This window comes from Synechococcus sp. HK01-R (genome assembly GCF_014217855.1).
Classification (GTDB): domain Bacteria; phylum Cyanobacteriota; class Cyanobacteriia; order PCC-6307; family Cyanobiaceae; genus Synechococcus_C.
The window spans coordinates 1,257,909-1,270,314 of record NZ_CP059059.1; the positions used below are offsets into that span (position 1 = coordinate 1,257,909).

General features: G+C 64.4%; 12 protein-coding genes. 9 read left to right on the forward strand and 3 right to left on the reverse strand.

From position 1 onward, the window contains the following. The first annotated feature begins 46 nt into the window (after window positions 1–46). From H0O21_RS06565 to H0O21_RS06585, 5 genes are read left to right on the forward strand one after another with little or no spacing between them, the layout of a single operon-like run. Window positions 47–823: a PspA/IM30 family protein gene (locus tag H0O21_RS06565; protein ID WP_185189111.1), complete on the forward strand. Its 777-nt coding sequence runs from the start codon at window positions 47–49 to the stop codon at window positions 821–823. 35 nt (window positions 824–858) lie between these two features. After that, window positions 859–1,185, forward strand: a complete 327-nt coding sequence (trxA, locus tag H0O21_RS06570) for a thioredoxin (protein ID WP_131594356.1) — start codon at window positions 859–861, stop codon at window positions 1,183–1,185. Continuing rightward, the gene (locus H0O21_RS06575) at window positions 1,172–2,365 is read left to right on the forward strand and encodes an aminotransferase class I/II-fold pyridoxal phosphate-dependent enzyme (RefSeq protein WP_185189112.1); all 1,194 of its coding nucleotides are present in this window, start codon (window positions 1,172–1,174) and stop codon (window positions 2,363–2,365) included. Before trxA ends, H0O21_RS06575 begins: the two co-directional genes overlap by 14 nt. Further along, window positions 2,347–3,126, forward strand: a complete 780-nt coding sequence (locus H0O21_RS06580; protein WP_185189113.1) for a biotin--[acetyl-CoA-carboxylase] ligase — start codon at window positions 2,347–2,349, stop codon at window positions 3,124–3,126. The genes H0O21_RS06575 and H0O21_RS06580 overlap by 19 nt, the downstream gene beginning before the upstream one ends. Window positions 3,127–3,150: 24 nt before the next feature. Then, window positions 3,151–4,119, forward strand: a complete 969-nt coding sequence (locus tag H0O21_RS06585; RefSeq protein ID WP_185189114.1) for a M23 family metallopeptidase — start codon at window positions 3,151–3,153, stop codon at window positions 4,117–4,119. Window position 4,120: 1 nt separating this feature from the next. On the opposite strand, the gene H0O21_RS06590 is transcribed toward H0O21_RS06585, so the two are convergent. From H0O21_RS06590 to H0O21_RS06600, 3 genes are all read right to left on the reverse strand, one after another. Next, window positions 4,121–4,852, reverse strand: coding sequence for a response regulator transcription factor (locus tag H0O21_RS06590; RefSeq protein ID WP_185189115.1), 732 nt, complete (start codon window positions 4,850–4,852; stop codon window positions 4,121–4,123). Between the two features lie 61 nt (window positions 4,853–4,913). Beyond that, window positions 4,914–5,621, reverse strand: coding sequence for an ABC transporter ATP-binding protein (locus H0O21_RS06595; protein WP_185189116.1), 708 nt, complete (start codon window positions 5,619–5,621; stop codon window positions 4,914–4,916). After that, a complete protein-coding gene (locus H0O21_RS06600) occupies window positions 5,614–7,185 on the reverse strand; it encodes an NAD(P)H-quinone oxidoreductase subunit N (RefSeq protein WP_131454630.1) in 1,572 nt (523 codons plus the stop codon). Before H0O21_RS06600 ends, H0O21_RS06595 begins: the two co-directional genes overlap by 8 nt. 134 nt (window positions 7,186–7,319) lie before the next feature. On the opposite strand from H0O21_RS06600, the gene topA reads away from it, so the two are divergent. The 4 genes from topA to H0O21_RS06620 all read left to right on the forward strand — a co-directional run bounded on the left by topA (window position 7,320) and on the right by H0O21_RS06620 (window position 12,398). Continuing rightward, window positions 7,320–10,031, forward strand: coding sequence for a type I DNA topoisomerase (gene topA / locus H0O21_RS06605; RefSeq protein ID WP_185189117.1), 2,712 nt, complete (start codon window positions 7,320–7,322; stop codon window positions 10,029–10,031). Next, window positions 10,031–10,498, forward strand: a complete 468-nt coding sequence (locus H0O21_RS06610) for a hypothetical protein (RefSeq protein WP_185189118.1) — start codon at window positions 10,031–10,033, stop codon at window positions 10,496–10,498. Before topA ends, H0O21_RS06610 begins: the two co-directional genes overlap by 1 nt. A 62-nt stretch (window positions 10,499–10,560) precedes the next feature. Then, on the forward strand, window positions 10,561–11,166 hold the full coding sequence (locus tag H0O21_RS06615; RefSeq protein WP_255440921.1) for a DUF2232 domain-containing protein: 606 nt from the start codon (window positions 10,561–10,563) through the stop codon (window positions 11,164–11,166). A 26-nt stretch (window positions 11,167–11,192) separates the two neighbouring features. Further along, on the forward strand, window positions 11,193–12,398 hold the full coding sequence (locus H0O21_RS06620; protein ID WP_185189120.1) for a nicotinate-nucleotide--dimethylbenzimidazole phosphoribosyltransferase: 1,206 nt from the start codon (window positions 11,193–11,195) through the stop codon (window positions 12,396–12,398). Window positions 12,399–12,406: the final 8 nt, after the last annotated feature.

The window sequence follows — 12,406 nt, forward strand, 5'->3', positions numbered from 1 at the left end:
TCTCGCTAGCCTCCGGGGGCCGCCTCACTCGCTGCTCGTCCCAACCATGGGTTTATTTGATCGGCTCAGTCGTCTGCTGCGCGCCAACCTCAACGATCTGGTGAGCAAGGCGGAGGATCCGGTGAAGATCCTCGATCAGTCTGTGGCCGACATGCAGGCCGACCTGGTCAAGTTGCGCCAGGCGGTGGCGATGGCGATTGCGAGTCAGAAACGACTTCGCAACCAGGCAGAACAGGCTGAGTCTCAGGCCGTGACTTGGTACGAGCGGGCCGAGCTGGCCCTCAAGAAGGGCGAGGACGGTCTGGCTCGGGAGGCCCTCGCTCGACGCAAGACCTATCAAGAGACTGCGACGTCTCTCTCTGGCCAGCTGCAAGGCCAGGATGCCCAGGTGGAGACCCTCAAGAAGAGCCTGGTGGCACTCGAGGGCAAGATCGCCGAGGCGCGTACCAAAAAGGACATGCTCAAGGCTCGAGCCCAGGCGGCCCAGGCGCAGCAGCAGCTCCAAAGTGCCGTGGGCAATCTCGGCAGCAATTCCGCCATGGCTGCCTTCGAGCGCATGGAGGACAAGGTGCAGGCGATGGAGGCCAGCAGCCAGGCCGCTGCCGAGCTCGCCGGGGCCGATCTCGAGAGTCAGTTCGCCGCCTTGGAGGGCGGAAACGATGTTGACGACGAGCTTGCGGCTTTGCGGCAGCGGCTGGAGGGAGGTCCGGAGGCGGTGGCTCTGCCATCAGCCGCAGCGGCTCCGGCTGATGTGGAGCCGGTGAAAGTTGAAGAGGTGGATGCAGAGCTCGAGGAGCTGCGTCGCTCGATCGACAAGCTCTGAGTCCCCATAGGATCGGAGCTATTCGTGCCTTCGCCGTGGCTCAAGCCGTCTCCGATTTCACCGATGCCGTCTTTGCCCAGGAGGTGCTTCAGGCCCCCACCACTGTGCTGGTGGATTTCTGGGCTCCCTGGTGTGGTCCCTGTCGCCTGATGGCACCCCTGATGGACTGGGCGGCTGAGACCTATTCCGGCCGGCTTCAGGTGGGCAAGCTCGAAGTGGATGGCAATCCTGCAACCCGGGACGCCTATCAGGTTCAGGGCATTCCCACCCTGATCCTGTTCCGGGACGGTGAGGTGCTGGCACGCCATGAGGGCGCCATCGCCAAGCCACAGCTGCAGGCCTTCCTGGATGCTCACCTCTAAACGCCTGCAACGCCTCGGCAGCGGCGTCTTTGATCGCAACGATCAGCGCAAGCAGCGCTACCGCGAGAGTGCTGCCGCCAGCAGGCTGCCCCTGGTGGATCTTTCGCTCGGATCCACCGATTTGGATCCTCCGCCTCAGGCGGTTGCCTCCATGGCCGCCGCTCTGCAGCGTCCAGGCAGTGCCACCTATTGCCTTCATGCCGGAACACGTCCCCTGAGAGAGGCGGTGCGTGCTTGGTGCTGGTCGCGGTTTGAGGTTGAAGTGGATCCCGATCGGGAGGTGCTGCTGTTGGTGGGTTCCCAGGAGGGCACCGCCCATCTGCCCCTGGCCGTGCTCAACCCGGGTGATGCCGGTCTGATTCTCGATCCCTCCTACCCCTCGCATCAGGGAGGACTGCTTCTAGCCGATGCTCGGATCGAGCGGCTCGGCCTTGAGGCCGACCAGGGCTGGCGTCCTCGCTGGGATCAGTTGAGTCCTTCCGTCTGGGATGAGCTTCGGCTGATGGTGATGGGATTTCCCCACAACCCCACCGCTCAGGTCGGCGAGCAGATCTGGCTGGATGAGGCGATGGACCGTGCCCGCCGCCATGATCTCGTGCTGGCCCATGACAATCCCTACCTCGATCTCGCCCTGGATGGAGAGGCTCCAGCCCTGCTGCGAACAGCAGGCTGGAGGGAGCGCGGCATTGAATTCTTCTCCCTGTCGAAGGGATGGTGCCTGGGGGGCTTTCGATTGGCGTTCGCCGTCGGGGCAGAGCCACTGATCACCGCCTTGCGTCAGCTCAAGGGGGTGGTCGACTTCAACCAGTCTCTCGCTCTCCAGCAGGGGGCGATCACGGCCCTCACCGAGGTGCCGGATTGGCCGCGGCGGATTGTGCCGGTCTACCGCGAACGGCGGGACCGCACTCTGACGGCCCTGCAGCGCCTTGGATGGCAGGCGCCGGTTCCCTCGATGGCGCTTTATCTCTGGTTGCCGGTGCCGCCCTGGGCCAGGGAGCGTGGCTGGAGTGATGAGGATCTAGCCGCAGCCCTCCTGGATCATGGTGGCCTGGCGCTCACTCCGGGATCCGGGTTCGGTTCCGCAGGTGCCGGCTGGCTGCGGCTGGCCTTGGTTCAGCCGGCGGAGGAGCTTGAAGCTGCTGTGGCTCGACTCGAGCCCTGGTGGCGTCAGCAGTGCTGAGCCCCTGCAGGTCGGCGTCTCTGGCGCGGCGACGGCACCAGGCCGGTCTGACTCCCTGGCGCCTGCGGGTCCTGCCGGTGTGCGCGAGCACCGAGATCGAATTGAGTCGTTGGCTGGCGCGGACCCCCTGGCAGGGGGGCGTGCCACGGGCCGTGGTCGCCCGTCGGCAGACCCATGGTCAGGGGCAATGGGGGCGTCGATGGCAGTCGCCTGCGGGGGGGGTCTGGCTCAGTGCTGCCTTGCCCTGGTCTGCTGCTCATGGGGCCCCGGGGCTTCTGGGACTGGCCGTCGCTCTGGCCCTGGCGGAACGTCTGGAGCGTCAGGGTTTGCCGGTGGCGATCAAGTGGCCCAATGATCTGCTCATCGGCGAGGACAAATTGGCGGGGGTGTTGCCACGGATGGTGCACCGCGGAGGCAGGCTGCGCCTGGCCCGGGTGGGTGTGGGGCTCAATGTTTGCAATCCCGTTCCGGATGGTGCGGTGGCGCTGCGGCAATGGTTGCCGCTCGGCCGTTGTGATCCCGAGGCCTGGACGGCGGAGTTGCTGCTGGCCCTCGATCGGAGTATTGCGTTGGCGGCTGCACCCCAGGCGGTGTGTCAGGGGGTGGAGGGGCGGATCTGGACCAGGACGGTCCGTGATCCCAGTGGTTCGGGGGTCTGGGAGGTGGAGGGGCTGTCGGCTGATGGTTCCTTGCGCCTACGTCAGGGAACCCGGACCAGCAGCTGGACCCGATGGCCAGCTGAGCCGGCCGCCGATCTCTAGAGTCTCGCCGTCTGAGATTCCTGTGTGCTCCCTCGCTGGCTTGCTGCTGCCTGGCTGCTGACCCTGCCGGCGGCGCCTGAGACCGCTGGTGACCTGCCTTCGGTGCAGGCTCCGCTGCGGCCTCCGGCTCAGTTGGAGGTGCAGGAACCACTCCGGTTTGATCGCTCCCTCGAGAGTCTGGAGCGCAATCGGGTGATTACTCCTTTGGAGAGGCGTCAGCTCGAGACTGAGGCCATTGGCCAGCCGATTGACGTGCCGGCACTGCAGCAGGCGTGCCGCAGCGGAGCCCTGTCCAAGCAGGAGTGTTCGGCAGGGGTCGCTTTCCGCGGCCGCGTGCGACGCCCGGAGGATGCCCGTGTGGCCCGGCGTGCTCGGGGGGATGGTCAGCCGCTGCCACCGATCACTGTGCCCGTGTCGGCGTTGCTGGCCGGTGGAGGTGGCGGTTTCCGACTGGAATCGGTTTTCGCCGTGTCGCCCCGTCCTCTGCCGCTGCCTGGCAACGGCGATCGGACTCTGTTGTTCCCGATCATTGGCTCGGCGATCACGACCAGTGAATTCGGCATGCGCCTTCACCCGGTGATCGGCAATTGGTTAATGCATGCCGGTAAGGATCTGGCGGCTCCTGAGGGCACCCCTGTGGTGGCGGCACTCTCCGGAACCGTCACCAGCAGTGGACTGGCAGGTGGTTACGGCATCGCCGTGGAATTGGAGCACCGTCAACCGCTGCGGCGCACTCTGTACGGCCATCTCTCCGAGCTTTATGTGAAGGCGGGTCAGACCGTGCGCCAGGGGGAGGTGATCGGCAGGGTGGGAAGCACGGGCCTGAGTACTGGTCCTCACTTGCATTTTGAGCTGCGCCGACCGGAGGCGGCCGGCTGGGTGGCGATCGATCCCGGCGAGCTTGATCTGCGTCCGCTGACGGCCGGTGGGGTCGATGCCGTGTCCTTGCTGATGGCTCAGCTGATGGAAGGCCTGGAGCGGAAACGCAGCTGAATCATTGCGTTTCGGTGGCATCCCGCAGGATGAAACCGACGCCGCGCACGGTATGGATGAGGCTCGGTCGATCATCCGCTTCGATCTTTTGGCGCAGATACCGGATGTAGACTTCGAGAAGGTTGTCGTCGCCGTAGAAGTTCTCCCCCCAGACGCCGCGCATGATCTCAGCCCGCTCGAGCACACGGCCTTGGCCGCGCATCAAAAATTGCAGCAGGTCGTATTCCTTCACCGAGAGCTGAATGGAGCGTTCGCCCCGGCTCACATCGCGGGTGCCGGTATGCATGCGTAGGTCGGCGACCTCCAGCACCAGGGGCTGATCGCCGGCCGTTGCTTCGGAAAAGGATTCGGCGCGACGTTGCATCGCGCGCAACCGAGCCATGAGCTCTTCGATGGAGAAGGGCTTGACCAGGTAGTCATCAACTCCAGCATCGAGTGCCTTGACGCGATCGGCGATGTCGTCGTGGCCGGTGAGCATCAGGATCGGCGTCGTGACACCACTGCTGCGCATGCGCTGGCAGATGTCGACCCCCGAGAAATCGGGAAGATTCCAGTCGAGAACGATCAGATTCGGCGTCGGCTCCTGCCGGGCCTTGAACAAGCCGCTGGCCCCGTTGCCGGCGACCTGCACCGAATAGCCCTCCAGTTCGAGCTCAAGTCGAAGCAGATCTGTCAGCCGCTTTTCATCGTCGACCAGCAGCACCCTGGTGCTGGAGCCTGCGGCGTCTGGCATGCAAATGGCATCATCCTACCCGAACCTTAGACAGCCTTAGGATCAGGATCTTGAACAACCTTCAGTTGGATTGCCGTTCCAGGCGCTCCACCCGGCCATCCCGGAAATGAGCCACCGTCTCAGCCCTGGCGGCCACCTCGTCCTCGTGGGTCACCATCACCAGGGTGATTCCCTGGCGATGCAGATCATCAAAAAGATTGAGCACATCGTCCGTGGTGCGTGAATCCAGGGCGCCTGTGGGTTCATCCGCCAGCAACAGGGCTGGTTGGTTGATGATCGCCCGGGCGATAGCGACGCGCTGCTGTTGCCCGCCAGAGAGTTGATTCGGACGGTTCTGCATGCGATCGGAGAGGCCAACGCGCTCCAGGGCCTCAGCAGCCCGTCTGCGGCGTTCCGTTGCGGAAACCCCCGCATAGATCATTGGAAGCATCACATTGTCGAGGGCGGTGGCGTGGGGCAACAGATGGAACTGTTGAAAGACGAACCCAAGCTCCTGATTGCGCAGATCGGCCAGGGCATCGTCATCGAGGGATTCCACGGCGACCCCGTTCAGGCTGTAGCTGCCGCTGCTGGGTCGATCTAGGCAGCCAATGATGTTCATCGCCGTGCTTTTGCCGGATCCACTGGCGCCCATCACCGCCAGATAATCGCCCTGGTGAACGGTGAGATCGAGATGGTCGAGCGCCCGCACCGTTGCCTCTCCACTGCCGTAGAGCTTGCTGACGTCACTGAGACGTGCGACCTCCCGCTGAGCTGTTGGATCAGCCAATGCTGTGAAGGCCTGCCCTGGCGATGGCCTGTTGCAGCAGGGGAGTGCCGGCTACGGCACTGTTCGCCCACTGGAAGAGAGGGTTGGAGAGGATGCCACCCACTGCTGTGACCAGGACACAGGCGATCAGAGCGAAGCGGAGCGGAGGGAGTCCAAGGGTGGACCACTGGATGGGTGGGTAATCGCGGACCACTTCAGAAGCTTCCTGAGGTTCCTTGACCACCATCATCTTGATAACCCCGATGTAGTAGTAAATCGAGACGACTGAAGTGATCAAGCCCACCACAACCAGCAGGTATTGGTGATCAGCCCAGCCGGCGAAAAAGAGGTAGATCTTGCCGAAAAAGCCCAGCATCGGAGGAATGCCCCCGAGGGAGAGAAGGCAGAGACTCAGCCCCAAGGTGATCAGTGGGTCTTTCTGATAAAGACCGGCATAGTCGCTGATCCGATCGCTGCCGGTGCGGATTGAAAAGAGAATGATGCAGGCAAACGCCCCCAGATTCATGAACAGGTAGGCCGCCATGTACAGCACCATCGCTGCGAAGCCATCTTCGGTGCCGCAGACGAGTCCGATCATCACAAAGCCGGCCTGGCCGATCGAGCTGTAGGCCAGCATTCGCTTCATCGATGTTTGAGCCAGGGCGACCACGTTGCCCAGGGTCATGCTGAGGAGAGCCAGCACCGTGAACAGCAGCTTCCACTGGGTGTCAAAGGAGCCGAAGCAGCCCACAAGGATCCTGAGTGCCAAGGCGAAACCGGCTGCTTTGGATCCCACCGACAGGAAGGCCACCACAGGGGTTGGTGAGCCCTCATAGACATCGGGAGTCCACTGGTGGAAGGGCACCGCTGCAATCTTGAAGGCCACTGTGGCGAGCACAAACACCAGGGCCAGAGCTGCGAGGGGCGTCGGGCTGGTGAGCAGGGCATTGCCGATCACCTCAAGGCTGGTGGATCCGCTGAGTCCGTAGAGCAGAGAGGAGCCGTAGAGGAACACGGCTGCGGCCGCGGACCCCACCAGCAGATATTTAAGAGCTGCCTCGGAGCTGCGGGCATCCCGCTTCATGTAGCCCGACAGCAGATAACTGGCGACGGAAAGGGTCTCGAGGGAGACGAAGACACTGACCAAATCAGTGGCTCCGCAGAGCAGCATCCCGCCAAGGGTTGCGGCCAGAAGGATGGCGGCGTATTCACCCACCGGAGTGCCGCTCTTCTCGGCGTAACGCCAGCTGATCAGAAGCGAGAGCAGGGTGGAGGTGGCCACAACCGCACGGAAGGCGATCGCCAGGCGGTCCGAAAGGAATGCGCCCAAAAATGAGGGCTCCAGAGGGGCGTTCCACTGGAGGGCCAGCAGCACAAGGGCGCCGCCGAGACCGAGGTAACAGATCGGCGGAACCCAGCGCACAGCAACGCGTTCTCCGGCCAGATCCACCAGGAGAGTGGCCAGCATGGCCAGTAAGACAGCACCCTCTGGGGCTACGGCCCCGGCATTCAGAGCGAGATTGAGCAGCTCTCCCGGAGCGGCCATCGCCTGGGTGGTTAGAAGCAGTGCACCCAACTCGGGCATGGTGCGCGTGGGATCCGTCCTGTGCGGCGACTGTAGCTGCGCTGCCGGGAGGCGAACGGGACCACGGGATTTCGACTGTTTCGCTGCCGAGGGAGCCACGGTGCGATAAAGAAGGGGACGGTTACCTGCCGCCTGTGGCGAACACCCTGGTCATTGTCGAGAGCCCTACGAAGGCCCGCACCATCCGTGGTTTCCTCCCCAAGGGCTACCGGGTGGAAGCGTCGATGGGCCATGTCCGTGATCTCCCCAACAACGCCAGCGAGATTCCAGCGGCCCAAAAAGGGCAGAAATGGGCCAATCTCGGCGTGAACACCGAAGCCGACTTCGAGCCCCTCTACGTGGTGCCGAAGGACAAGAAGAAGGTGGTGCGCGAGCTCAAAGATGCGCTGAAGGGTGCGGATCAGCTCCTGCTGGCGACGGACGAAGACCGGGAGGGGGAGAGCATCAGCTGGCACCTGCTGCAACTTCTTGCGCCGAAGGTGCCCGTCAAGCGGATGGTCTTTCACGAGATCACCAAGGAGGCCATCTCCAGGGCGCTTGATGAGACCCGAGAGCTCGATATGGAGCTGGTGCATGCCCAAGAAACCCGTCGGATCCTCGATCGCCTCGTCGGTTACACCCTCTCCCCCCTGCTCTGGAAGAAGGTGGCCTGGGGGCTGTCCGCCGGTCGCGTGCAGTCGGTGGCGGTGCGACTGCTGGTGCAGCGCGAGCGGGCCCGCCGGGCGTTCCGCAGTGGCAGCTACTGGGATCTGAAGGCTCGCTTAGAGCAGGCAGGGGGCGGGTTTGACGCCAAGCTCACCCATCTCGCCGGTCAGCGAATCGCGACTGGCAACGACTTCGACGAGAGCACCGGTGGCCTCAAGCAGGGCAGCAGCGTGCGCCTGCTTAGCGAGCAGGAGGCCCGCACCCTGGTGGAGACCGTGCGCTCCTCCCCCTGGCTGGTGGAGGCGGTGGAAGAGAAGCCCACCGTGCGCAAGCCCGTCCCGCCCTTCACCACCAGCACCCTCCAGCAGGAAGCCAATCGCAAGCTGCGCCTTTCGGCTCGCGAGACGATGCGCTGCGCTCAGGGCCTCTACGAACGCGGTTTCATCACCTACATGCGCACCGATTCGGTGCATCTCTCCGACCAGGCGATCAGCGCGGCGCGAAGCTGCGTCGAGACTCGCTACGGCAAGGACTATCTGAGCAAGGCGCCGCGGCAGTTCAGCACCAAGTCCCGCAATGCCCAGGAGGCCCATGAGGCCATTCGCCCCTCGGGTGAGAGCTTTCGTGCTCCTGCCGAAACCGGTCTCGATGGCAGGGATCTGGCCCTCTACGAGTTGATATGGAAGCGCACCGTTGCCAGCCAAATGGCTGAAGCCCGGCTGACGATGCTGGCGGTGGATCTGACCGTGGCGGATGCCCGTTTCAGAGCCAGTGGAAAGCGGATCGATTTCGCCGGTTTCTTCCGCGCCTATGTGGAGGGAAGCGATGACCCGGATGCCGCGCTCGAGGGGCAGGAGGTGCTGCTTCCGGATCTGAAGACCGGAGATTCCCCCACGCCGAAGGAGGTGGAGGCCCTCGGTCACCAGACCCAGCCGCCAGCTCGCTACAGCGAGGCCTCTTTGGTGAAGATGCTTGAGAAGGAGGGCATCGGGCGCCCCTCCACCTACGCCAGCATCATCGGCACGATCGTGGATCGTGGCTACGCCTCGCTCCAAAACAATTCTCTGACCCCCAGCTTCACCGCTTTTGCCGTGACCGCCCTGCTGGAGGAGCACTTCCCAGACCTGGTCGATACCAGCTTCACGGCCCGGATGGAATCCACCCTCGATGAGATCTCGACCGGCAAGGTGCAGTGGCTTCCCTACCTGGAGGGCTTCTACAAAGGGGAGGAGGGGTTGGAATCTCTCGTGCAGAAGCGCGAGGGAGACATCGATGCTGGCGCCTCCCGCACGATCGACCTGGAGGGCTTGCCCTGCGTGGTGCGCATCGGTCGTTTCGGGGCGTATCTCGAGGCCAAACGGGTCGCTGATGACGGTGAAGAGGAGCTGATCAAGGCCACGCTTCCTCAGGAAATCACCCCTGCAGATCTGGATGCAGAGAGAGCCGAGCTGATCCTCAAGCAGAAGGCAGATGGCCCTGAAGCGCTTGGCGAGGACCCGGAAACTGGTGATCTCGTTTATCTGCTCTTCGGGCAGTACGGCCCCTACGTTCAGCGCGGTCAGGTCAGTGATGAGAACCCCAAGCCGAAGCGGGCCTCCCTGCCGAAGGGGGTGAAACCGGAGGATCTGTCCCTCGAGGATGCGCTTGGTCTGCTGCGCTTGCCCCGTTTGCTCGGTGAGCATCCCGATGGCGGACGGATCCAGGCAGGTCTCGGTCGCTTCGGGCCCTATGTGGTTTGGGATAAGAGCAAGGGTGAGAAGGACTATCGCTCCCTCAAGGCTGAGGACGACGTGCTGATGGTGGGTCTCTCCCGTGCCCTGGAGCTGTTGGCCATGCCCAAACGCGGTCGCGGTGGCCGCACCGCTCTGAGGGATCTCGGGGTGCCTGAAGGCTCGGAGGAGACCGTGCAGGTCTTTGATGGTCCCTATGGCCTCTATGTGAAGCAGGGCAAGGTGAACGCGTCCCTTCCGGAGGGCAAGGGAGCTGATGACATCACCCTGACTGAGGCCATGGAGCTGCTGGCGGCCAAGGCTTCCAGCAAGAAGACGAGCAAGCGCTCCACCAAGAGCAGCACCACCAAGAGCACAACCGGCCGCAAGGCAGCCGCCGCCAAACCGGCAGCCAAGAAGCCCCCTGCCACCACGAAGACAGGGCGTCTGCGGGCCAGCGCCGTGCGGGTGATCAAACCTGGAGACACTTGATGGCTCTGCGGCGCCTGGGTTGGTTGCTTCTGCCCCTGGTACTGCTGCAGGCCTGCAGCAGTACCCCCTTCGGTCGCCAGCTTGCGGACAGCTTTGACTCCCCCGGAGCTTCCCCAGCATCAGCTCCGGCAGCGAATGGTGAGAGCAGGCCCAAGCCACCGTCTCCGCCCAAGACTGGGTCTGCGGCCAAGACTGGCCAGGAGGCTCCTGCGCCGATGTCTGCCCCGATCGCTGAGAAGCCTGCTGCACCGTTGCAGTCGCAGCCCAGGCCCGTGCCGCAATCGGCTGCTCCCCAGCCCTACCGCATCATCCTGCGGCTCTCCTCGGCGGATCCAGCCGCTCCTGCCGAGCAGGTCACGCGGTCCCTGCGCGAGGCGGGCATTGCCTTTGAGGTGGAGACGATTGAACGGATCCAACCCCCTGAACGGCTGACGGTGACCCCGGAGCGCAAGGGGGCCACGCCGTGACGCCGCCCTCGCGGTCATCCGCTTCCCCAGCGCCGACAAGCCGCCGACAGGCTTTGCGCATGATGGAAACCTCCTACCTGGCTGCTGCTGCTGCCCTGATCTGGCTGGCGCTGTATTACTTGCCGGTGGGGGGTGCCCTGTTCCGTCTGGCCCTGCCCCTGCCCCTTGCTCTGCTGCTCATTCGTCGTGGCTGGAGGGCCGGCCTCGAGGGGGTGGCGGTGTCGTTGTTGTTGCTGACCGCTCTGATGGGACCGGTGCGGGGACCGCTCATGCTGTTCCCCTACGGCCTGCTGTCGCTCTGGCTGGGTTGGTGCTGGAGTCAGCAGAGGAGCTGGTGGCTGAGCTGGGGAATCGGTCTCGTGCTGGGTGCGGTGGGTTTTCTCGTGCGAGTGCTGGCGCTTTCCCTGCTTCTGGGTGAAAACCTCTGGATCGTGATCACCCGCGCTGGGGCCGGATTGCTGGATCGTCTGGTGGATCTACTAGGGCTTCCTCTGTCTCCCGATCTCGCGGAGGTTCAGCTGATGGCCCTGGCACTGGTGTTGTTTCAGCAGCTGGTTTATGTGCTGGCTCTGCATGCGCTCGCCTATTGGATCTTTCCGCGTCTACAGGCTCCGGTGCCCGCTCCCCCTCCTCAGCTCAAGGGGTTGGTGGCATTGGATCCCCTCTGAGACTCAACCCTCCAGGAGGTGTCGCCATGGCAGCGTCCGTCCCGTCACCGCCTCTTCCCGTCGGCTGCCAATGGCTCAGCCCACTGCCGCTGCCAGCCTCCTGGCCCGAGCGGATCGAGTCGGCACTCGCTCCCTGGCGCGATTCCAGCCAACAGCCTGATCTGTTGTTGCTGTTGGCGGCCACGGCCACGGCGGAGGTGGAGGGCATTTCGGCGGCCGGCTCGTCGGCCGCCTCACGCCGCTACACCGCACTCGCCGATGCCGAGTTGCTTCTGTACGGACCGGCCCACCGTCCCCAGTGGCCCCTGCCGCCTCTGCCAGCAGGCGTATCACCGGCGTTGATCAGCTGGGTGGCCAGCCAGAGGCTTGGCCTGCAGCCCCTGGTGGCGGCCCTCGGGTTGGCGGAGCCGCCTCCTTTTGTTCACTTGCGCCTGGAACCGCTCAGCGAGGGGCCGGCGGCCTGCCTGAGTAGTGGCCAGGCCATGTCATCAACACGCGTGGAGCGTCTCTGGAGTCGGGGGATGCAGATGGGCCGCGGCTTGCGGCGTCCATTGCTGCTGGCGGAATGCGTGCCGGGGGGCACCACCACGGCTCAGGCGGTGCTCCAGGGTTTGGGCTTGTCCGTTGCCGGTTTGGTGGGAGGCAGCGCTTTGCATCCCCCCATGGTGTTGAAGCAGCGGCTGGTGGCGGAGGGGTTGAGGCGGGCGGATCTGGGCGCAGCTCCGACCCCGGGCTTGCTTCTTGCGGCTGTGGGGGATCCCTTTCAAGCTGTAGCAGCGGGGCTGCTGGTCGGGGCCTTGGAGAGCGGTCAGCCCCTGTTGCTGGGTGGGGGCAGCCAGATGGTGGCTGTGTTGGCGCTTGCCTTGGCGGCCCTGCCCCCTCGCGGACGCGCGGCTTTGGCTGCTCAGGTGGTGCTTGGCACCACCGCCTGGCTGGGGAGCGAGCAGCTTGAGGGCCTGCAGCCTGGGAGCCTGCAGCCTGGGAACCCGCCCGCGCTTTCCCGACTGCTGAACTGTCTGCAGGGGGCCATGGGGGTGGAGCTCCTGGCCCTGACCAGTGGCCTGCGATTCGTGACCAGTCGGCACCAAGCCCTGCAGGATTACGAGCATGGCCATGTGAAGGAGGGTGTCGGCGCCGGTGCGCTTGCTTTGCTGGCTCAGTTGCGCGGCGTCAGTCCTGCTGAGCTTCAGGAGAGCTGCGAAGAGGGTTTGGATCGACTGCAGCGCCAGTAGGGTCGGGC

What these genes read in the sequence shown, in the direction of transcription:
- H0O21_RS06565 (WP_185189111.1), top strand. Translation starts at nt 47, where the DNA reads ATGGGTTTATTTGATCGGCTCAGTCGTCTGCTGCGCGCCAACCTCAAC.
- H0O21_RS06610 (WP_185189118.1), top strand. Translation starts at nt 10,031, where the DNA reads ATGGCTCTGCGGCGCCTGGGTTGGTTGCTTCTGCCCCTGGTACTGCTG.
- H0O21_RS06620 (WP_185189120.1), top strand. Translation starts at nt 11,193, where the DNA reads ATGGCAGCGTCCGTCCCGTCACCGCCTCTTCCCGTCGGCTGCCAATGG.
- H0O21_RS06615 (WP_255440921.1), top strand. Translation starts at nt 10,561, where the DNA reads ATGGAAACCTCCTACCTGGCTGCTGCTGCTGCCCTGATCTGGCTGGCG.
- H0O21_RS06590 (WP_185189115.1), bottom strand. Translation starts at nt 4,852, where the DNA reads ATGCCAGACGCCGCAGGCTCCAGCACCAGGGTGCTGCTGGTCGACGAT.
- H0O21_RS06575 (WP_185189112.1), top strand. Translation starts at nt 1,172, where the DNA reads ATGCTCACCTCTAAACGCCTGCAACGCCTCGGCAGCGGCGTCTTTGAT.
- H0O21_RS06600 (WP_131454630.1), bottom strand. Translation starts at nt 7,185, where the DNA reads ATGCCCGAGTTGGGTGCACTGCTTCTAACCACCCAGGCGATGGCCGCT.